15 protein-coding genes are annotated in these 22,636 nt (G+C 33.4%); 3 read left to right on the forward strand and 12 right to left on the reverse strand.

What is annotated here, in order from left to right; all coding sequences use genetic code 11:
- Positions 1-2: 2 nt before the first annotated feature.
- The 3 genes from OLM54_RS02680 to OLM54_RS02690 form a co-directional block, all read right to left on the reverse strand.
- A complete protein-coding gene (locus OLM54_RS02680; RefSeq protein WP_264537068.1) occupies positions 3-521 on the reverse strand; it encodes a DUF421 domain-containing protein in 519 nt (172 codons plus the stop codon).
- 97 nt (positions 522-618) lie between these two features.
- Positions 619-1,992 carry a 30S ribosomal protein S6--L-glutamate ligase gene (gene rimK / locus OLM54_RS02685; RefSeq protein ID WP_264537069.1) on the reverse strand — a complete coding sequence of 458 codons (1,374 nt, stop codon included), beginning with the start codon at positions 1,990-1,992 and terminating at the stop codon, positions 619-621.
- 140 nt (positions 1,993-2,132) lie between these two features.
- A complete protein-coding gene (locus OLM54_RS02690) occupies positions 2,133-4,679 on the reverse strand; it encodes an ATP-dependent Clp protease ATP-binding subunit (protein WP_264537070.1) in 2,547 nt (848 codons plus the stop codon).
- 256 nt (positions 4,680-4,935) lie between these two features.
- On the opposite strand from OLM54_RS02690, the gene gyrA reads away from it, so the two are divergent.
- Together gyrA and OLM54_RS02700 are read left to right on the forward strand one after the other, a co-directional pair.
- Positions 4,936-7,572 carry a DNA gyrase subunit A gene (gene gyrA / locus OLM54_RS02695; RefSeq protein WP_264537071.1) on the forward strand — a complete coding sequence of 879 codons (2,637 nt, stop codon included), beginning with the start codon at positions 4,936-4,938 and terminating at the stop codon, positions 7,570-7,572.
- Positions 7,573-7,619: 47 nt separating this feature from the next.
- Entirely contained in the window at positions 7,620-8,888 is a 1,269-nt protein-coding gene (locus OLM54_RS02700; RefSeq protein WP_264537072.1) for a tetratricopeptide repeat protein, read from the forward strand.
- 73 nt (positions 8,889-8,961) lie between these two features.
- Here OLM54_RS02700 and OLM54_RS02705 read toward each other — a convergent pair whose 3' ends face one another.
- The 8 genes from OLM54_RS02705 to OLM54_RS02740 all read right to left on the reverse strand — a co-directional run bounded on the left by OLM54_RS02705 (position 8,962) and on the right by OLM54_RS02740 (position 18,586).
- Entirely contained in the window at positions 8,962-9,378 is a 417-nt protein-coding gene (locus OLM54_RS02705; RefSeq protein ID WP_264537073.1) for an OsmC family protein, read from the reverse strand.
- A 332-nt stretch (positions 9,379-9,710) separates the two neighbouring features.
- Positions 9,711-11,702, reverse strand: coding sequence for a DUF349 domain-containing protein (locus OLM54_RS02710; RefSeq protein WP_264537074.1), 1,992 nt, complete (start codon positions 11,700-11,702; stop codon positions 9,711-9,713).
- A gap of 249 nt (positions 11,703-11,951) precedes the next feature.
- Complete coding sequence (locus OLM54_RS02715; protein ID WP_264537075.1) at positions 11,952-12,704, reverse strand: lipid A phosphoethanolamine transferase; 753 nt, start codon at positions 12,702-12,704, stop codon at positions 11,952-11,954.
- Between the two features lie 66 nt (positions 12,705-12,770).
- Entirely contained in the window at positions 12,771-13,520 is a 750-nt protein-coding gene (locus OLM54_RS02720; protein ID WP_264537076.1) for a shikimate dehydrogenase family protein, read from the reverse strand.
- The gene (locus OLM54_RS02725) at positions 13,520-13,948 is read right to left on the reverse strand and encodes an energy transducer TonB (protein ID WP_264537077.1); all 429 of its coding nucleotides are present in this window, start codon (positions 13,946-13,948) and stop codon (positions 13,520-13,522) included. Before OLM54_RS02725 ends, OLM54_RS02720 begins: the two co-directional genes overlap by 1 nt.
- A complete protein-coding gene (locus tag OLM54_RS02730) occupies positions 13,948-15,345 on the reverse strand; it encodes a tetratricopeptide repeat protein (RefSeq protein WP_264537078.1) in 1,398 nt (465 codons plus the stop codon). Before OLM54_RS02730 ends, OLM54_RS02725 begins: the two co-directional genes overlap by 1 nt.
- A gap of 191 nt (positions 15,346-15,536) precedes the next feature.
- Complete coding sequence (locus OLM54_RS02735; protein WP_264537079.1) at positions 15,537-16,733, reverse strand: aspartate aminotransferase family protein; 1,197 nt, start codon at positions 16,731-16,733, stop codon at positions 15,537-15,539.
- Between the two features lie 185 nt (positions 16,734-16,918).
- Entirely contained in the window at positions 16,919-18,586 is a 1,668-nt protein-coding gene (locus OLM54_RS02740; protein WP_264537080.1) for an OstA-like protein, read from the reverse strand.
- A gap of 406 nt (positions 18,587-18,992) precedes the next feature.
- On the opposite strand from OLM54_RS02740, the gene OLM54_RS02745 reads away from it, so the two are divergent.
- The gene (locus tag OLM54_RS02745; RefSeq protein ID WP_264537081.1) at positions 18,993-20,864 is read left to right on the forward strand and encodes an alpha-amylase family protein; all 1,872 of its coding nucleotides are present in this window, start codon (positions 18,993-18,995) and stop codon (positions 20,862-20,864) included.
- A gap of 142 nt (positions 20,865-21,006) precedes the next feature.
- Here OLM54_RS02745 and OLM54_RS02750 read toward each other — a convergent pair whose 3' ends face one another.
- Positions 21,007-22,632: an alpha-glucosidase gene (locus OLM54_RS02750; protein ID WP_264537082.1), complete on the reverse strand. Its 1,626-nt coding sequence runs from the start codon at positions 22,630-22,632 to the stop codon at positions 21,007-21,009.
- Between the last annotated feature and the right edge of the window lie 4 nt (positions 22,633-22,636).

Genomic DNA, 22,636 nt, shown 5'->3' on the forward strand with positions numbered 1-22,636 from the left:
TTTTATTTTCTAAAATTCTTATGATTGTGTTTTCGTTTATAATGTGTTTGTTTTAGATTATTTTTATCTTCAGAAATAACACTAATAGTACCGTCAATTTCCAACATACAAAGCTTTACATCGGTAAAATGCTCTAAACCATGTTCACGCATTGCTTCCTTTAATTCGTCGTGTGAGATGTCTAATTTGCTTAAAGCTTTAAAATCAAGTTTTCCGTCGTGAATTAAAATTTCAGGTTTATCTAAAAGTAAATCGTTGAGCACTTTGTACTTGTGTGTAAGTTTCTTGATAACAAAGTTGATTAAAAACAAAACCAATGCCGCAACCAAACCTCCCCAAAGACTTGTGTCCGGACCAACCATTGCATTTTGAACCGAATTACTAATCAGCAAAATCAAAATAATATCGGCAGTATTTAATTGCGAAAGTTCTTTTTTACCGAAAACCCGCAATGCTATTGTCATGAAAAAATATACAGCGAGACTTCTTAAAGTAATGTCAATATATGGAGGTAATATCATTTTTTTAGAATTTGGATTTAAAAAAAGCTTTGCCAGAGTTTTACACTTGACAAAGCTGCTAAATTAATTATGTGTTATGAAGTTTACATGAACTTATTTATAATATCAATTTAAAATTCTTTTCGATTGCTCTGATCATTTCTCCGGCAATATCTTTATTAGTTGCACCTTCAATTCCTTCAAGACCCGGAGATGAGTTTACTTCCAATAATAACGGTCCTTTTGAAGAACGAATAATGTCGACTCCGGCTACTTTTAAATCCATAGCTTTTGCGGCTTTTATAGCGATCTTTTTTTCTTCGGGGGTAACTTTTATTACAGATGCCGTTCCGCCAAGGTGAATGTTTGCCCTGAATTCTCCTGGCATTGCTTCACGCTGAATTGCTGCAACGACTTTTCCGTCAATGACAAAACAGCGAATATCCTTTCCGTTTGCTTCTTTGATGAATTCCTGAACAAGAATGTTAGCATTTAAACTTTTAAAAGCATTGATAACACTTTCTGCGGCTTTTTTAGTTTCTGCAAGTACAACTCCTTTTCCTTGTGTTCCTTCCAGTAATTTTACGATAAGAGGCGAGCCTCCAACCATTTTAATCAAGTTGTCAGTATCCAAAGGCGAATTGGCAAAACCCGTTGTTGGAATATCGATTCCGCTGTTTAAAAGTAATTGCAGTGAATATAGTTTATCACGCGATTGTGTTATGGCTGTAGCCGAATTTAAAACAAAAACTTTCAAAGCTTCAAACTGACGTGTTAAAGCGCAGCCATAAAAAGTAATACTTGGTCGAATTCTTGGTATAATGGCATCAAATTGATTTAATATTTTTCCACCGCGATAATGAATTTCCGGAGTTTTAGCATCGAGTTTCATGTAACATTCTTTGATATTCAAAAAGTGCATTTCATGACCACGCATTTCACCGGCTTCCATGATTCTTTTATTACTGTATAATTCCGGATTACTGGCCAAAAGCCCGATTCTTAAACCTGAAGTTGCTTTTTCAGAGTTTTGATATAATTCTTTTAATGCTTCGGTTGTTGGCTGTCCTAACATGTATTTTTCTTCCGGATCAACTAATACACGTCCGCTCATGGCTTCACGGCCTAAAAGCATTCTGAAACCCATAGAGTCACGATTAGTCAACGTCATTTCAATTGGCCATTTTACATCACCAATTTTTAAATTTGTCTGAATTACATATCGATGTTCTCTAAATCCGCTGGAACTTTTTACTATTCTTTTGTCTACAAGCGGAGCTTCGCAATGAATAATAGTTTTAATATTATTTTGAATTGGATTAATATCAAATTTAACCCAATTGGCATCATTTTTTATAAAAGGAGCTATGTTTATAGCGTGCATTGCAGAAGTTTTAGCGCCGGAATCGACACGAGCCTTGATTGTAGGGATTCCTAGTTCTGGAAATGAGCACCATTCTTCGCTACCTAAAATGACTTTGTTTTGAAGCATACGTTGTTTTTTATTATAGAATTTAATATTCAAAAATAGCTATTTGCTTTTAATAAATATACGATTTTATCCAAAGAAAAAACCCGTTATGTTATAAAAACGTAACGGGTTTATTATTTCTGTTATAAAATTAAACTATTTTATTGATTTGTTGGTTCTTCTGCTTTGTGTACTTCTACAGAAAGCTCTTGAGAATCATCTTTCAAATCCATCAAAATTTCATCACCTGAATGTATTTTTGAAGTTATGATTTCTTCTGCTAACAAATCTTCAACATATTTCTGAATCGCTCTTTTTAGGGGTCTTGCACCAAATTGTCTGTCAAAACCTTTTTCAGCGATAAATGCTTTCGCTCTGTCAGTAAGACTTAGTTTGTAGCCTAATTCAGCAATACGATTGTATAGTTTCGAAAGTTCAATTTCGATAATCAAATCAATATCATGTTTTTCTAATGCATTGAACACAATTACGTCATCAATTCTGTTTAAGAATTCAGGAGCAAAGGTTTTTTTCAATGCATTTTCGATAATGCTTTTTGAGTTTTCATCAGCCTGAGCTACTTTCGCAGCAGTTCCGAATCCTACACCTTGTCCAAAATCTTTTAACTGACGCGCTCCAACGTTAGATGTCATAATGATAATCGTGTTTTTAAAGTCGATTTTGCGACCTAAACTATCAGTCAAATATCCATCATCAAGAACCTGAAGCATCATATTAAATACATCCGGATGCGCTTTTTCGATCTCATCCAAAAGAACAACACAATATGGTTTTCTACGAACTTTTTCAGTCAATTGTCCACCTTCTTCGTAACCAACATATCCCGGAGGCGCTCCAACTAAACGAGAGATAGCAAATTTTTCCATGTATTCACTCATGTCGATACGAACTAATGCATCTTCAGAATCGAATAATTCTTTTGCTAAAACTTTTGCTAATTGGGTTTTACCAACTCCGGTCTGACCTAAGAAAATAAATGAACCAATTGGTTTGTTAGGATCTTTAAGTCCGGCTCTGTTACGTTGAATAGAACGTGCAATTTTAAGAACCGCATCATTTTGACCAATTACTTTATTCTGAATTAATTCAGGTAATTTGGCTAATTTGTTGCTTTCTGTTTGTGCAATCCTGTTAACAGGAATTCCGGTCATCATAGAAACAACATCGGCTACATTATCTTCTGTAACTTCAATTCTGTTGTTTTTAGAATCTTCTTCCCATTGTTCCTGTGCAACGGCTAAATCTTTTTCGATACGTTTTTCATCATCACGAAGTTTGGCAGCTTCTTCATATTTTTGTTTTTTAACTACCAGATTTTTGTTTTCACGTACTTCTTCTAACTGACGTTCTAAATCAAGAATTTGTTTAGGAACATCAATATTGGTAATGTGCACGCGAGAACCTGCTTCGTCAAGAGCATCGATAGCTTTGTCCGGTAAAAAACGCTCAGACATATATCTGTTTGTTAATTTAACACAAGCTTCAATGGCTTCCTGCGTATAGGTTACATTGTGGTGATCTTCGTATTTGTCTTTTACATTGTTCAAAATGGCGATTGTTTCTTCAACAGAAGTTGGTTCTACAATTACTTTTTGAAAACGTCTTTCAAGAGCTCCGTCTTTCTCAATATATTGTCTGTACTCATCAAGCGTTGTTGCACCAATACATTGAATTTCGCCTCTTGCTAATGCAGGTTTAAACATATTTGAAGCATCCAGAGAACCAGTTGCTCCGCCTGCACCTACAATAGTGTGGATTTCATCTATAAAAAGAATGATATCATCATTTTTTTCAAGTTCGTTCATCACGGCTTTCATTCTTTCTTCAAACTGACCGCGGTATTTTGTTCCGGCAACTAAACTTGCCAAATCAAGCGTTACTACACGTTTATGGAAAAGAATACGTGATACTTTTTTCTGAATGATACGTAATGCTAATCCTTCGGCAATAGCAGATTTACCTACTCCTGGTTCACCAATAAGAAGTGGGTTATTCTTTTTTCTACGGCTTAAAATTTGCGATACACGCTCAATTTCTTTTTCGCGTCCTACAACCGGATCTAGTTTTCCTTCTTCGGCCATTTCTGTTAAATCTCTCCCAAAATTATCTAAAACCGGAGTCTTTGATTTTTTGTTTGACTTATTGGCTGGATTGTTAAAACTACTTTCCTTGAGACTGTCATCTTGTCCTGAATCATCGTTGTATGATTCGTTTCTTGGCAAGTTTTCTAAGAATTCTTCTTCGTTTGGAGTCATATTTAAATATTGTTCTTTAGCTATGTCATAATCTATTTTTAGTTTATTCAACAGCTTGGTTGTTGGATCGTTTTCGTTTCGTAAGATACATAATAGCAAGTGTGCTGTACTAATCGATGAGCTCTGAAATACTTTTGCTTCAAGAAAAGTTGTCTTCAGTGCCCTTTCCGCTTGACGGGTAAGATGAAGATTTTTCTTTTCGGCATTTACTTCAACGCTTTGATTGGCGGGGCTAAGTATTTCTACTTTTCTGCGCAAATGATCTAAATCGACAGCCAGGTTATTAAGTATATGAATGGCTTTACCGTTTCCATCCCTCAAAATGCCTAGCATTAGATGTTCAGTACCTATAAAGTCGTGACCCAAACGTAAGGCCTCTTCTTTACTGTAGGTAATAACATCTTTTACTCTTGGTGAAAAATTATCATCCATAATATATAATTGTATTGTAAATTTAGTGAATTAGTCTTTGAAAAACAAAAACCGTACCCTTCCAAAACTCCTGTCAGCTAATAGACAAAAAAAATAATAATAAAAGCGTTAAAAAACGCTTAATTTATTAACTAAAAAGTAAAATAAAGTTGTTAATAAATCATTGAAATAAGTGTAAGTAAATAGCTGAAAAAATTTCAAAAAACCGTATCTTGGCACGCTTTGAAACTAATATAATTATTAAACATAACAACTTATGTCTGAAGGAGAAAAGTTAATTCCTATTAACATTGAAGATGAAATGAAATCAGCTTACATCGATTATTCGATGTCAGTAATTGTATCGAGAGCACTTCCTGATGTTAGAGATGGCTTGAAACCAGTGCATCGAAGAGTTCTTTACGGAATGTATGACTTAGGAGTAACATCAAGATCTGCCCACAAAAAATCTGCGAGAATCGTAGGGGAGGTTTTGGGTAAGTATCACCCACACGGAGATACCTCTGTTTATGATGCAATGGTACGTATGGCTCAGGAATGGAGTATGCGTTATTTATTAGTGGATGGTCAGGGTAACTTTGGTTCTGTCGATGGTGACAGTCCGGCAGCAATGCGTTATACTGAGGCCAGAATGCGCAAAATCTCGGAAGATATTATGGCAGATATCGAAAAAGAAACAGTTGATTTTCAACTAAACTTTGACGATACTTTATATGAGCCAAAAGTAATGCCTACAAGAGTTCCTACTTTATTAGTAAACGGAGCAACAGGTATTGCAGTTGGTATGGCGACCAATATGCCCCCACACAACTTAACAGAAGTTATTAATGGTACATTAGCGTATCTTGCTAATAATGATATTGAGATCGACGAATTAATGACGCATATTAAAGCTCCCGATTTTCCAACCGGTGGTGTAATATATGGTTATGAAGGTGTTCGTGAAGCTTTTAAAACCGGTAGAGGACGTATTGTAATGCGTGCCAAAGTTGGTTTTGAAGAAGTGGACGGCAGAGAATGTATCATTGTAACCGAAATTCCATATCAGGTTAACAAAGCCGAAATGATCAAACGTACGGCTGATTTGGTTAACGATAAAAAAATTGAAGGTATTGCCAATATTCGTGACGAATCTGATAGAAACGGTATGCGTATCGTTTATATCCTGAAACGTGACGCTACGCCAAACGTAGTTTTGAATACCTTATATAAGTTCACTTCATTACAATCATCTTTTAGTGTAAATAATATTGCACTTGTAAAAGGACGCCCGCAAATGTTGAATCTAAAAGATATGATTCATTATTTTATTGAGCACCGTCATGATGTTGTAGTGCGCAGAACGCAGTTTGAATTGCGTAAAGCAGAAGAAAGAGCGCATATATTAGAAGGATTAATTATTGCTTCTGATAATATTGATGAAGTTATTGCGATCATCAGAGGTTCTAAAAATACAGAAGAAGCCCGTGATAAATTAATCGAAAGATTCAGTTTGTCAGATATTCAGGCTCGTGCTATTGTCGAGATGCGTTTGCGTCAGTTAACAGGTCTTGAGCAAGATAAATTAAGAGCTGAGTTTGAAGAATTAATGAAGTTAATTGAGCACTTAAAAGCTTTATTGGCAGATGTTGATTTGAGAACAGCTTTAATCAAAGAAGAACTTGAAGAAATTCGCGAGAAATACGGAGATGCCCGTCGTTCTCAAATTGAATATTCAGGAGGAGATGTAAGTATCGAAGATTTAATCGCCGATGAAAATGTAGTAATTACAATTTCGCACGCAGGTTATATCAAACGTACAAACCTTACAGAATATAAAACTCAAAATAGAGGAGGAGTTGGACAAAAAAGTGCAGGAACAAGAGATCAGGATTTCCTTGAGCATATGTTCGTTGCTACCAACCACCAATATATGATGTTCTTTACGCAAAAAGGAAAATGTTTCTGGATGCGTGTTTACGAAATTCCGGAAGGAAGTAAAACAGCAAAAGGAAGAGCAATTCAAAACCTTGTAAACATTGAAAGTGATGATAAAGTAAAAGCTTTCATTTGTACGCAAGACTTAAAAGACAAAGATTATATCAACAGTCATAACCTTGTAATGGTAACAAAACAAGGACAGGTTAAGAAAACTTCTTTAGAGAAATATTCTAAACCAAGAGTAAACGGTGTTGCTGCTATTACTATTAAGGAAGGCGACGAATTAATGGGTGCTCAATTAACCAACGGAGAAAGCCAAATTATCTTAGCAGTTAAGTCTGGTAAATTGGTTCGTTTTGAAGAAACCAAAACACGTCCGATGGGAAGAACAGCTTCCGGAGTTCGTGGAATTACGTTAAAAGACGATACCGATGAAGTAATTGGTATGGTTACTGTTGACAAAAATGATATTAACGATTCGCAAATTTTAGTTGTAACTGAAAACGGATACGGTAAACGCACCAAATTAGTAGACGAAGACGGAGAAGATGTTTACAGAATTACAAATCGAGGTGGTAAAGGTGTGAAAACACTTAATATTACTGAGAAAACAGGAAAACTGATTTCGATTAATGCCGTAACAGATGCTGATGATTTAATGATTATCAACAAATCAGGATTAACAATTAGAATGGCTATTGAAGATTTACGTGTAATGGGTCGTGCAACACAAGGTGTTCGATTAATTAACTTAAAAGGTAAAGATTCGATTGCAGCTGTAACAAAAGTTATGAAAGATGATGTTGAAGAAGTTATTGTTGATGAAGATGGAAATGTTATAGAACCTGTTATCGAAAGAGTTAAACCGGATTTAGAAGTTCTTGAAGACGACGGTACAGCAGAAGACGATGATGACGATGCTGATGAAACAGTTGAAGACGAAGATGATTCTGAAGAAGAATCGGAAGAGTAAAAATATATAACCACGAAAATTAAAATTAAATACACAAATTGAATATTATGAAAAGTAAATATGTAATACTTGCATCAGCATTATTGATTTCAGTAGCTACTTTTGCTCAAAAAGATCAAATTAAAAGTGCTGAGAAAGCATTAAAAAGCGGAGATGCTCAAGGAGCAATTACGATATTAAAAGATGCTGAAAACATGGTAGTGAATGCCAAAGATGTTGAGCAGGCACAATATTATTCAGTACAAGGTAACGCATACCTTGATCTGGCTAATAAAAGTGTAGAAACTGGTAAAAACTTATCTCTTGCTGCAGAAAGCTACAAAAAATTAATTGAGATTGAAAAAGCTTCGGGAAAATTGAAGTATTCAACTCAGGCAGCCGCTTCAATTAGCGAAATTAAAGGAAAATTGATTAATTCAGCAATTGCAGATACTCAGGCTAACAAACATGCTGACGGAGCAAAAAAATTGTATGATGCTTATTTATTAGATAAAAAAGATACAATCAACTTATACTATGCTGCTTCAACAGCTGTAAATGCACAGGATTATGATACGGCTTTACCAATGTATGAAGAATTAAAAAAAATAAATTATTCTGGTAAAGGAACTAGTTATACAGCAGTAAACAAAGCTTCAGGAAACGAAGATGGTTTTAATACTGCCAGCGAAAGAGATTTAGCAGTAAAATTAGGAACACACGAAAAACCAAAAACAGAAGCTATTCCTTCAAAAAGAGGAGAGATTTATAAAAATCTTGCTTTGATTTTAGTTCAAAAAGGACGTATCGAAGATGCTAAAAAAGCAATTGCTGATGCAAGAAAAACAAATCCGGATGATTCTTCTTTAATCCTTACAGAAGCTAATTTATATTTAGAAACAAAAGATTTTGAAACGTATAAAAAATTAGTTGGTGAGGCTTTGCAAAAAGATCCAACCAATGCTGATTTAGTATTTAATTTAGGAGTTATTAGCGCAAATGCTAAAAACCCTGCCGATGCTGAAAAATATTATTTGAAAGCTATCGAAATTAATCCTAACTATACAAATGCTTACCTTAATCTTGCAGCGTTAAAATTAGAAGCTGAAAAACCAATCATTGACGAAATGAATAAATTGGGTACTTCTGCAAAAGATATGAAACGTTACGATGTATTAAAAGCGCAAAGAGAAGGCGTTTTTAAAGGAGTTATTCCTTATCTTAAAAAAGCAAATGAATTAGATCCTAAAAACGAAGATGTATCTAAAACATTACTAGGTGTTTACAAAGCGTTAGAAATGACTGCTGAAGCAAAAGAATTGAAAGCAAGAATGTAATTAGAATATTTCTTTCTATATAAAAAAACCTTCGCGAAAGCGAAGGTTTTTTTATGCTATAAAACTTTATATACTACAATAATGTAGCTGATAATGTAATAGTTGTATTTAAAAGTTTAGAAATTGGACAAATTTCTTTTGCTTTTGCAGCTGTTTTTTCAAATTCTTCAGCCGAAATAGAAGGAACTTTCCCTTTTAAATCTAAATGAATCAAAGTAATTGTTCCATCTTCAAAAGTTACTGTCGCTTCTGTAGACAAATCATCTGCAGTAAAACCACCTTCGTTTAGTAAAAAACTTAATTGCATGGTAAAACAGCCTGAATGTGCTGCAGCAACAAGTTCTTCCGGATTTGTTCCAACACCATCTGCAAATCTGGTTTTAAATGATAATTGCGCTTTATCCAGAGTTGTACTTTGTGTACTAATAGTTCCTTTTCCTTCCATACCGGTTCCTTGCCAGTTGGCATTTGCTTTTCTTGTAAATTTCATTTTGTAATATATTAAGGTTTATAATCTTTTGATACTCAAATATAATCAATAATTTACAGAATGGTTTTATGGAATTTAATTACAAATGTTAAGTTTCAGGTTTCAGGTTTAAAGTTTCAAGTTTTTTTGTTTTAGGTTTCAGGTTTTTTTTGTTTCAGGTTTCAACATTTGTCAGGCTGAGCGGAGTCGGAGCCCATTGCTATTGGAAATAAGATTTTAAAAACAAAAGTTCGCAAAGCTAAATGAATATAAAGCTTTGCGAACTTTGCGATAAAATACACGGTATAAAAAAAGCTGCAAAGAATATTTTCAATGCAGCTTTTATATTTTAATTATTCCTGACCTAGATTACGTAATTGTTTCAATTTATCTTTCCAAACTTCAAGGCTTTCCTTATGAACCGCTATGTTTTTACGAACTTCAAGAACAATTGAATTCTCTTTTTTCGCATTTTTAGTATTCGTGAAAAACTGAATATTATTTTCTAACTGAAAAATTTCGTTTTGTACTTCTTCAATTTTACGCATTAAGAAAATCTTTTCGTTGTCTAATTTTCTTGTGTCGTTACTTTCAGATAACGAATCAATTCTATTAGAAAAACGCATCATTTCAGTTTCTTTTTTACTTAAACTTAGTTTTTCAAAAAGAGCATCGAGAATTTTATTGAATTTTCCTTCGATATGACGTCTTGAAAAAGGCACTTTTCCAAATCCTTTCCAGGTTTCAATATGCAATTTAATAGCATCTAAATCTGTTTTATGGTCGCCTGTCAATTGATAAGCTCTCAAGATATCCAAGTACGCTTTTTTATTATCAAAAGCAGCTACTTCATCAACGTTTTCTTCAGATTTATGTTCTTTTAATTTGTCGAAATAATGATTACAGGCATCTTTAAATTCTTTCCAGATTTTATCTGAATATTTTTTAGGCACATGACCAATTTGCTTCCATTCTTCCTGAATTTGTTTCATGACAGGTGTTGTAGCAGCAAAATCTGTACTTTCTTGTAATTCTTTGGCTTTAGCAACCAAAGCCATTTTTTTATTTAAATTATCGTTTTGATCTTTTTTAATGTCTTTATAAAACGAATTTTTAAAAGAATTAAAGTTTCTGACAGCCGTTTTAAATGCAGCCCAAGTTTCTTCGTTTACATCTGATGGAACTTTACCGGCAGCGAAAAACTCATTTCTAAGTGCTTCAACTTTTTGTATTTGTAATAGCCATTGCGAATGAGAGTTTACTTTTTCAGTGCCAAGAACTTCGATTTTTGCAATAATTTCCTTTTTAACTTCCAGGTTTTGTTGCTCGTTTGCTCTTTGGCTTTCAAATAAAAGCTCTCTCTTATCATGGATTTTTTTAGTCAGTTCACTAAATTTATTCCAGATTGCATCACGATGTTCTTTAGAAACAGGTCCAATATCTTCTTTCCAGATTCTGTGCAAATCCTGCAATTCACGAAACGCTTTGCTGATGTCAGTTTCATTAACCAACTCTTCAACACGCGTAATAATTTTTTGCTTTTGCTCTAAATTGTATTTAAAATCTAAATCTCTGGCTTCACGGTCCAAATGCAGATAATCATAGAAATTTTCTACATGAAAATGATAATTATTCCAAACATGATTGTATTTATCCTTTGGAATTGCTCCTGCATTTTTCCATCTTTCTCTTAAATCATTAAAATGTTTCAGAGTATCTTTGATGTTTTCCTGCGGGTTTATAAGTTCTTTTAGTTCTTCAACAATAGCAAGTCGATTCTCTAAATTTGATTTTAAATTGGTTTGTAAATGCTTAAAATGCGCATTTCTTTTTTCTCTGAATACATTATAATATTCATCAAATTTAGATTTTAGCGGAGAATGATATTCAAATTCTTCATTAGGATCTTGTTTCGAAGCATTAAATTCTTCTTTTTTCTCCTCTATAAGGTGATTGTATTGTAATAAAAACGATTTTTTAATTTCTTCAATATGATCTTTTACAGACATTACTTTATCTGTATTGACAAGCTTCTTTAATTCATCAACAAGTGCATCCAGTGAGAAAGTATCATAATCCTGCATAGGAATATCATGACGCTCTTTTAGCGTCTCATCTTCGCTTTCTTCAGCATTCGAGTTTGTTATTTCGTCTAATGCTGTTTGATGATCGGTTTCTGTGGCTTCTTCAACATTTTCTACTTCATTTTCAGGAAGTGAAATTTCATTTTCCGCTGTGGCTTCAGACCCCGTTGTTTCAGTGGCATCATTTGGTAGAGAATCGCTAATTTCGATTCCTAATTTTCCGTCTGCTTCTTGCAGGTTGTCATTCTTTTCTTCTAACATTTTAAATGTGTAAGGTTTTTATTTTAAACATTGCGAAAGATAGTAAAGGTGTTTCTAAATACAAAATAAATCCTTTGTTTATACGTTATTTTACGGTGAAATTCTTATTTATTGAGTTGTTTTAAGGTTATGATAGATGTTTTTTTGCGTAATTTTTGAAGTTAATTTAAATTTTAAAATAATATTGTTTTAAGAAGAATAGTTAAAAAATAATATTTTAGTAAATAAGATCTTATTTTTTACCAAAGCTTAAAATAAAATTAACATACCAACTTCGATTCCAAAATTATATGATTTATGATTTCCAAAACCCACACTTGGGTGAATGTAAGCCATATCATTTGTTGTTATTCTTCGTCCAAATTCTACAAAAGCATTATTTGGATATCCCTTATTTGTTGCATTGTATCTAAAAGCAGCATCGACCGCGATCCAGTTTTTTCCAATAATAAACATCAGGTAATTTTCGAATGCTGTAACGTTTATGTTATCCCTATTATCAGAACCTGCAAAACTCAGTTGATTTTCTAAAGAAGCTATCCACAATATTTTGTCTTTCCTGATATATTTTCCGTAGAAAACTGCGGGAGCAAAAACCCATTTACCTGATCCACGTGCAGGGTCAGTGGCTGAATTGGAAATTACCCTGGCACGAAAAGCTATTCCGCCGGTTTTATGGTTTAAATAAGGAATATAACTAATTCCGGCTCCAATATCGCCAATTCCGGTTTGGTTTTCAGAATTAGAATTTGTTGAAATTAAAGGAAGATCAACTCTTAAATTCCAGGCTTTATTGGCAATCGGATGCAGAAAACGAAGTTGAGTTGTATTAAAAGAACCTGAATCTGTATCTAAATATTCATTAAATAACAGGATAGTTTTTAAATAATAATGATAGCGTGCTTCTGTATAAACATTTTTAGAAGAGTCTACAGAATCCTGCGCTTTTACAGAAAAAAGAATAGAAAAAATTAGTAAAACACAAAGGTAAATTTTTTTCATAACTACTTGTAAATGAGTAGTCTAATTTACAAAAATTACCTTAGTGTTTTATTTGTAGCTGTTTTTTTATTTATTCCAGATTTTCCATGCCTTTTCTGCCTGAAAAATAAGCATATCGTAACCGTTTTTTATTATTGCTCCCTTTTCTTTGGCATTTTTTAAAAATTGCGTTTCGGTAGGATTGTAGATTAAATCGTAAGCAATGTGTTTATCCGTAAAAAACTCATAAGGAATATTAGGACAAGCCTTAATATTCGGACTTGTTCCAACGGGCGTACAGTTAATTATGATTTGAAAATTATCAAAAGTAGTTGCGTTTATTAAACCATAATCAATAATGTTTTCTTTTGCTTCCCGAGATACAAATGTATAAGGAATGTTGAGTTCGTCAAGGGCAAAAGCAACCCCTTTTGATGCACCGCCTGTACCCAAAATAAGGGCTTTTTTATGATGTGGCTCTAATAACGGCTTTAATGATTTTTTGAAACCGTAATAATCTGTATTATAACCTTTTAATTTTCCTTTTTTGGTAAATTTAATAGTGTTTACGGCGCCTATTAAAGCTGCTTTTTTTGATAGTTTATCTAGAAACGGAATGACTTGTTCTTTGTACGGAATTGTAACATTTAAACCATTTAAATCAGGATTGTTTTTTAATAATCCGCCAAAATGATTGATGTCTGCAATATCAAAATTTTCATAACTATTGCCGGCAAAAACTTCATCACTGAATTTTTCAGTAAAATATCCTTTTGAAAATGAGTAACTAATATTACGTCCTAATAGGCCAAAACGTCTTTTTAAAATATCAATCATTATTGTTGGTTTATCGTGTATGTTAAATTAAATGTTGATCTTACTTTTTTTCCATTTAATTCTGCGGGAAGCCATTTTTGTAATTTTATTACTCTTTCAAGTTCTTTGCCTGTATCGTAACCTAAGTCTTTAATAATTTTAACAGCAGTGAAAGAACCATCTTTTTCGACAACAAACGAAAGGACAATATCTCCACTGATTTTTTTCTCTTTTATTTTTTTAGAAACAACAAAGTTCTCACTTATAAATTGATTAATTTTAATATTATAATTTTGAAATCCTGCTGGTACTTCGACTTCTTTACGATCATATATTTTCAAGTCTTCTTTTTCAGCTTGCATTGGTTCTGCTGAACCTATTACGTTTTCTGTTTGACTATATGAAAATGTAGCTAATATTAGAAATGCTAACGTAATTATTTTTTTCATTATTGTTTTCTATGTTTTTCAATATAATTTTTAACCATTTTTTTTGCCCAGACTACCGGAAATAAATCTTCGATTAAAATATAATTATCAAAGTTTAAACGTAATCCGTTGCTTAAATGGAATTTTGCTTTTGTGTTGTCCTGAATCATAAAATACAATCCGGCCAAACGATATTCGACTTCATTTTCTTCAGGAAAATATTCTGAAGCCTGCAATAATGTTTGAATTGCGCTTTCAAATTCTCCTAAAAACTGTAAAATATCAACCCAGAATAACCAAGTATCCAGTGCATAATCACCAAATTCTACCGCTTTTCTGTACCCAAATTCAGCCTCTTCAAAAAAGTTCATTTGTTTGTTGATCGTAGCGTAACGTTTCCAGTACAAACGATTTTGATTGTCTATCGCTAAAGCTTTGTTGACAAAAAACAGAGCTTTTTGAAAGTTTTTCTGGCGAACATGAAAATCGGTAATGGCAATCCAGCCTTTATCTAAAAGCGGATCTTCGTGTACCGTTTGATTGTAATATTGAAGCGCTTTTACAGAATTTCCTAATTTTTCGTAACATTTACCAATTCGCAGTAAAGCGTACGAAGTGGCATCGTCAAGCTCAATCGTACGATTATAGCTTTCGATCGCTTCATTGTATTTTTTTAAACGTTCGTATGCTTTTGCTTTTTCCATGAAAGCACCCAAAAACTCATCGTCGATCAGGGTTGCATAATCAAAAGCACGAATGGCGTTTTCATATTCTTTTACACCATAATGCAAACGTCCAAGCTGATGCCAGGCGATTTCACTATATGGATTTTTGTTGATATAATCGTTCAAATACAGAATAGCTTCCTGATTTTGATCTAAAAATTCAAAACAGTAAACCACATTATACAATGCCGACTGATCTTCTAAATCTTCTTCAAGACATTTGATAAAACTGTCTTTTGCCATCTCAAGGTTATCCATAAAAAGATATTCCATTCCAATCAAATTATACACGTCAGCGTAATCATCTGTATATTGCAAGGCAATTTTAAGTAATTCTACCGCTTTTTCGTGTTGATCTCTTTTAGAACAAATATTGGCTTTCTGGATATAAATTTCCTCGTTGTTAGGTTCAATTGCATACAACTCATTCAAAAGCTTTTCAGCAATTTCGAGTTTGTCATCGTAAACCAGCATTTCTACTTGTACTAATTTTAAGCCTGTAGATTTTGGATGTTGGTCTAATGCAAGTTTTAAGGCCTTTTTTGCTAAATTAGCCTTACCTATATCTAAATAATGAAGAATAATTTCTTCAAATTCTTCAGAGTCAAAAAAGAGTACTTTGTTAGTTTTTAACATCGACTCAAATTTGGATAGGGATAGGTTATAATCTTCTTCTTCGTTGCTTAATTGCATACTTTGTTTTATTTGAAATTAGCCTGTTATAAATTTAGGCAACCATATTATTGTTGTGAGGAACGGAAATTAATTGTTGTGAACAATTTAATTAACAATATGGACAGAATTTACGTTCTGTTTTTAATCATAATCTTCTGAAATATAAAAGATTATTTTGTTATTACTCTTTTTTTAGTGTAAAACTTTAATTAAGTTTTTCGCTGTTTATTAATGATTTCATCCATGACTTCTAAAATTATGGCGCAACCTTCTTTTATTTCTTCATCAGAAATGGTTAATGGAGGTGTTATTCGTATTGCACATCCCTCAAACAGTAACCAGAATAAAATGAGCCCTTTATCCTGACAGCTTAAAATAACTTCATTCGTTATTTCGGCAGTTTCAGTCATAGCAGCAAGCATTAATCCTTTTCCTCTAACTTCCTTTATCAAAGGATGTACCAAAAGCGATCTGAACAGTTTTTCCTTGTTTAATGCTTCCTGCATCAAATTAGTCTCAGTTAATTCCTGCAAAGTAGCTAAACAAGCTGACGCAATGACAGGATGCCCTCCAAAAGTGGTTATATGCCCTAATTTTGGATTTTCTGTCAAAAGATCCATTTTTTCTGCTGAAGCTGTAAAAGCGCCTACAGGCATTCCGCCTCCCATTCCTTTTCCCATAACGACAATATCCGGAACTACATCATAGTTTTGAAAACCAAAAAGCTTACCCGTTCTGCCAAATCCCGGCTGAATTTCATCTACAATCATCAACGCACCAACTTCATCACAACGTTTACGAACTTTTTGTAAAAAGTTGTCTTTTGGCTCAATAAATCCGGCGCCGCCTTGTATTGTTTCCAGAAGAATCGCAGCTGTTCTGGTCGTTATTTTTTGTAAATCTTCTTCGTTGTTAAAAGTAATAAAATCAATATCCGGAAGCAATGGACGAAAAGCTTGTTTGCGCTCTTCAAATCCCATAACACTCATCGATCCCATTGTATTACCGTGATATGCATTGTGGCAGGAAATAAGCTGACTTCTTCCTGTTGTTCGTTTGGCAAGTTTAAGCGCACCTTCAATTGCTTCTGTACCGGAATTAACCAAATAAGTTTTGTTTAAAGATTCCGGCAGGAGTGAAGCCAGTAATTTGCAATACGCTACAGCAGGACTTTGCGAATATTCACCGTAAACCATCACATGCGAGTATTTGTCTAACTGATCTTTAATAGCCTGATTTACCCTTGGATGCTGATGACCAAGCGTGCAAGCCGAAACTCCGGCAACAAAATCTAAATATTTTTTATTAGTAGTATCGTAAATATAGGAACCAATAGCATGAGAAACCTCCATTCCCAAAGGATATGGAGACGTTTGTGCCTGGTATTTTATAAAATCTGGATTCATTTTTTTTAAGGTTCAAAGTGGCAAAGGTAGTAAGGTTCTGAGTTTAGTCGCAGTTTACAGTTTTCAGTCTCAGTTTTTAGTCTCAGTTTATAGTTTTTAGTCACAGTTTTCAGTCTCAGTGTGAAACTGAAAACTGTGACTGTGACTGCGACTTTAAACTGCGACTGTAAACTAAAAAATAAAAACTATTTTTTAGTTTTCGTACTCGCTTTAGCTGTAGTTTTTACCGCAGGTTTCTTTTTATCGTAATCTAAAGTTTCTTTCCTGACTTTCATTGGTACATTTTCTTGTGCATTTTCGTCTTTACCTTCCTGAATTAATTTATCATTCATTTCATTTTCTTCGGCAGTAAAAATATCATCTTTCGATTTTATTCGTTCGTCACCACGCCAGACTAAACCTCTTAATTTACGGGCATTTTCAGGTAATTCAATTTCGGGATAAATATCGCCGTCTACTTTGTTGAAAAATGTAATGGTTTCAACCGCATTATTTTCTAAAATAAGATTGATTTTACTACTCACATTTTTATTAATTCCGATTAGTTCATTCGCGTCATTTCGCATATAATAAATTACTTCGGTATTTTTTATCACGTCAACGTCATGGAGTTTTCCATCTTTGAATTTTCCAAATAAATTGAGCCCTTTTACCTGATTAAATCCCGTGCTCAGCGTATCCCGCGAGACGAGAAACGTGTTATTGAGGACTTTTAAAGAATCGAGTTTTTTGGTGTTATTATCACCAATTAAATGCATGACATCACCTGTAATTTGATTTTCACCATTCCATAAAATCGGATTCCCAATTAGTTTGGTCAAAGCCGTTTTAGAGTTTGAATGAATAGAATCACATTTTCCACTCATATCTATTTTAAAGAAACGAACATTATTATAAGCTCTCAAAATTCGTTCGCCTTCTTTTCCCGTAACCATTAATTTTTTTCCGTGAATGTAAACCGAATCATTTTCAACTAAATTAATAGCAACGGCTCTTTTGGTTACAAACATCGAATCTTTTAGTTTGTATAATTCGGCATAATGCCCCTTTACAATTCCTCTATTGATCGAATCTGTAATTTTTACGTTTCGTGTTGCCGATGCAAATTCGGTATTCCGATTATAAAATAAACTATCGCCTTCTATTCGCCTGTCATCATATTTGATATAGGAGTTCCTGACAAAATGTGCCAAATTTTTCTTGGTGTCGTAAAAACCTTTTTCGGTATAAATATAATTGCTTTTACTTGTAATTGTCGACGGACCAAATAAATAAGTGTGCCCGGAATTACTGTAATAATCTAAATGATTTGATTTTATAACATATTTTGGATTCGTAATCGTCACTTCGGTCAAAAACTGAAACTTTTTTTCAGCAACATAATATCTTCCGGATTTACTTACCAAAGTATTGTCTTTATTAACGATTGTTCCTTTTGAGTTGTAAAAAACTTCCTGAACATTTCGATCAAAATTAATGGTATCAGTTTGCAGAGTTGCATCTGGGGAGCTCATAACAGCGTCTCCGGTTGCAAATGCTTTCTTTAAATTTCCGTTATATTCAGCATATTTACTATTTAAAAACAAAGTATCTCCCTGCACTAATTGTACATTACCAAAGGCTTTAAGGTAATTTTCTTTCTGAAAAAAATAAGCTTTATTGCAAGTTAGCACGACACCATCATGATTTACTTTTACATTCCCTGTTAGTAAAAGTGCATCTGGCATTAATTCCTGATTTACATCAGAATAATCAGCATTCTCGACAATTATTTTTTTAGGTGCTTGAGCAAAAATGCTTTGAACACATAAAAGAAGCAGACAATAAGATATGAAAAAGAGTGATTTCTTCAATTGATTAAATTTTTGTCAAATTTATGAAAAAGGTTACAACCTTTATGGATATTAGGATTAAATTATATTTTTTAGGTGCAAAGGCTCAAAGCAACAAAGGTGCAAAGGTACAAAGTTTTAAATGATAGGTTCAAAGTTACAGAGAGGCAAAGGTTCAAAGTTTTTTAAGATTCGTCGAACTATTAAAGATGATTTATATTTTTTACATTCATTAAAAAAACCTCTGTCCCTTTGAACCTTTTTCAAGTTACCAACAAAACATGAAACTATTTCGTTGTAGTTCTCTTTTTTGACGTTAAATCAAAGTCGGTTTCTTTTGAGTTTTAAAAATTAGCTTACATTTAAAAAATGGTTTCTTGTATTGATTTAATCTTCAATTCAGTAAAGAAATAGTTTAAAAATGATTATGATAAATAAAAGAATTTTAGTTGCAGGAATAGCTGCAGCAATGCTGTTTTCGGCATGCAAAACAAAAGATTTGAGAATGAATACAGCAAATGAAGAAAATGCTACAAATAAGAAAATTGTAGTGTATCAGGTTTTTACGCGATTATTTGGAAATAAAAATACAAACAATAAACCCTGGGGAACAATTGACGAAAATGGAGTAGGAAAATTTAATGATTTTACTGATAAAGCACTTCACGAAATTAAAGATTTAGGCGTTACTTATATTTGGTACACAGGAGTTCCGCATCACGCTTTGGTTCATGATTATACGGCTTACGGAATTTCAAATGACGATCCTGAAGTGGTAAAAGGCCGTGCCGGATCGCCATATGCGGTAAAAGATTATTATAACGTAAATCCGGATCTGGCAGTAAATCCGGCAAATCGATTACAGGAATTTGAAGCTTTAATTGCCCGTACACATAAAGCCGGACTAAAAGTAATAATTGATATTGTCCCAAATCATATTGCGAGAAAATATGAAGGAAAAAATAATCCGGAAAGTATTAAAGATTTTGGTGCCAATGATAATGTAAATCTGGAATACGAACGCAATAATAATTTTTACTACATACCCAATAATCATTTTGAAATTCCTGATGGAGATATTCCGTTAAATGGAGAAAAAAATGCAATGGTTGATGGTTTCTTCGACGAAAATCCTGCAAAATGGACAGGAAACGGATCCCGAAAAGTAAAACCGGACCAAAATGATTGGTATGAAACCGTAAAGGTTAATTACGGAATTCGTCCGGATGGTTCTAAAGATTTTCCCGAACTTCCGGCTGGATCTGATCAAAAATCATATCAGGAACATTTTGCTTTTTGGCAGGATAAAGACGTTCCGGATTCCTGGAAAAAATTCAAATCTATTGCTTTATACTGGACAGCAAAAGGGGTAGACGGCTTTCGTTATGATATGGCAGAAATGGTTCCATATGAATTTTGGAGTTACATGAATTCAGCAATTAAAACTAAAAATCCAAATGCTTTTTTATTGGCAGAAGTGTATAACCCAAATGAATATCGCAATTATATCCGTTTAGGAAAAATGGATTATTTATATGATAAAGTAGAAACCTATGATAAACTGAAAGATATTATTCGTGGAAAATCTTCGCCTGATGGATTATCAGATATTCAAAAAGGAATGTCAGACATAGAACATCATATGCTTCATTTTTTAGATAATCATGATGAACAACGTTTGGCAAGTCCTGAATTTGCAGGAACGCCGGAACGTGGAAAACCATTAATGGTAGTTTCTACCACAATAAGCACTTCGCCAACAATGGTTTATTTTGGACAGGAAGTAGGCGAGGCCGGAAATGAAAATGCAGGATTCGGAACGCGTTCGAGAACTTCTATTTTTGATTATATCGGAGTTCCAAATCATCAACGCTGGATGAACGGCGGAAAATTTGATGGAGGTCAGCTTTCTGAATCAGAGAAAAATTTACGTGATTTCTATAAAAGATTACTGAATTTCTCAATTAATAGTCCAGCCTTAATGGGAAGTTTTCAGGAAATTCAATCTGCGAATCGCGAAAATAATTCAGGTTACGATGCTTCACTTTATTCGTACGTTCGTTGGTCTGCCAATCAAAAGCTGATTATCGTCGCTAATTTTTCTTCGGATAAAACAAGGGAGTTTGATTTGAAAATTCCATCCGATATTATTTCAAAATGGAATTTAAAAGATGGAGAATACCAAATTGCAGATCAATTGTATCAAAAATATTCCATGAAATTAACAGTAAATAATGGAGTAGGAACTGTGAAAATAAAAATAGAACCTTCGGAATCTTTTATATTTGAAGTAAAGTAATAGTATTATCCTGCAAGGTTTTCTAAATCTTATCGTTATCCTGCAAGGTTTTTTTCAAACCTTGTAGGTTTAAATTGATGCTAAGAACTTATTATACCTACAAGGTTTGAAAAAAACCTTGCAGGATACTTTTAGGAATTAATTAGTGTTTATATACAACAAAACTATTAGTTTTAAGACTTTTACTTCCCATTAAAATTGTTGCATTTGCCGGAAGCTTTATTTCTTTTTTTGTACCAAAGTTTATGATTGTTGTAATTTTTTCTCCTTGAAAAGATCTTATAAATGAAATTTGATCTTGTGAAGATTCTAGATTTTCATAAGTTCCGTATTGCAAAACTTTTTCATTATTTCGTAAAGCAATTAGCTTTTTATAACTGTTAAGAATAGATTTCTTTTGAGTTTCTAAGACTGCAACATTTGTTTTTTTGTAATCTGTATTTACTCTTATCCATGTTTTTTCTTTTGAAAATCCTGCAAAATTAGTACTGTTCCATTGCATCGGACTTCTCGATTTATCTCTGTTTTGCTCGTTTCCTTCAATAAGCGCTTCATCAATATTTTTGCCTGCAGCAATTGCAAGTTCATAATGGGTTCTTCCTTGCACATCGACCATATCATTAATACTTTTGGCAATAATATTATGCATTCCGATTTCTTCTCCGTAATAAATAAACGGAACTCCTTTTGCAGTCAGAATTAAAGCCGTTAAAGCAACAGCACGCTCTGAATTTCCATCTGCAAGTCGATCCATCATTCGGGGCATATCGTGGCTTCCAAAAAACAGAGTTGGATAATTCGTCATGTTTTTTTCCATGCTTTGCAATTCATCATAAATACGCTGAGTCGAAAATGTTTTGATGCTTCCAAAATTGAAATTAAAAACCACATCCAGTAAATCCTGTGATTGGTATTGCTTTAAAACCTCAATTTTATCACTTCCAATTTCCCCAACTATAAAACGATTGGGATATTCATTTACGGTAGATTTTATAATTCGCATGGCATTTTTTACGCCTTCCTGATCGATATCGTAAATATGATCCTGCTTGCCGTCTTTTAACGGATTATCTTTTGTGATTCCGTTGGTATTTAAAAAATTAATCACATCCAGGCGGAAACCGTCAACTCCGGCATTCAGCCAAAAGCGTAGCACATCCTGAATTTCCGAAACCACTTTAGGATTCGACCAGTTTAAATCTGCCATTGTTTTATCAAACTTATGATAGTAATATTGATTGGTCAACGGATCTTTTTCCCAAGCCGTTCCTCCAAAAAAAGATTCCCAATTGTTAGGCTGATCTTTCCAGATATAGTAATCGCGATACGGATTATCTTTTGACTTTCGGGCTTCCTGAAACCATTTAGAATCTGTAGAAGTATGATTAAAAACCAAATCAATAATGACCTTAATTCCCTTTTTATGCGCTTCACTTAAAAAAAGATCAAAGTCAGCCTTATTGCCGTACGTCGGATCAACTTCGTAATAATTAGCAATATCATAACCGTTGTCAACTTTTGGAGAGGTTAAAAACGGAGTAAGCCAAATACCTTTAACGCCTAAATTTTTCAGATAATCTAATTTCTGAGTCATTCCCTTAAAATCGCCGTAACCATCGCCGTTGCTGTCTGCATAACTTGGCATATAGATTTGATAAAAAACAGCTTCTTTCCACCATTTTTTATCTGATGCCTGTTTTTGTGAAAAGCCAATAGTTGTATTCATTAGCAGAAGAAAAAAGAAAGTATAATTCAATATAGATTTCATAATT

This window comes from Flavobacterium sp. N1736 (assembly GCF_025947065.1).
Taxonomy (GTDB): domain Bacteria; phylum Bacteroidota; class Bacteroidia; order Flavobacteriales; family Flavobacteriaceae; genus Flavobacterium.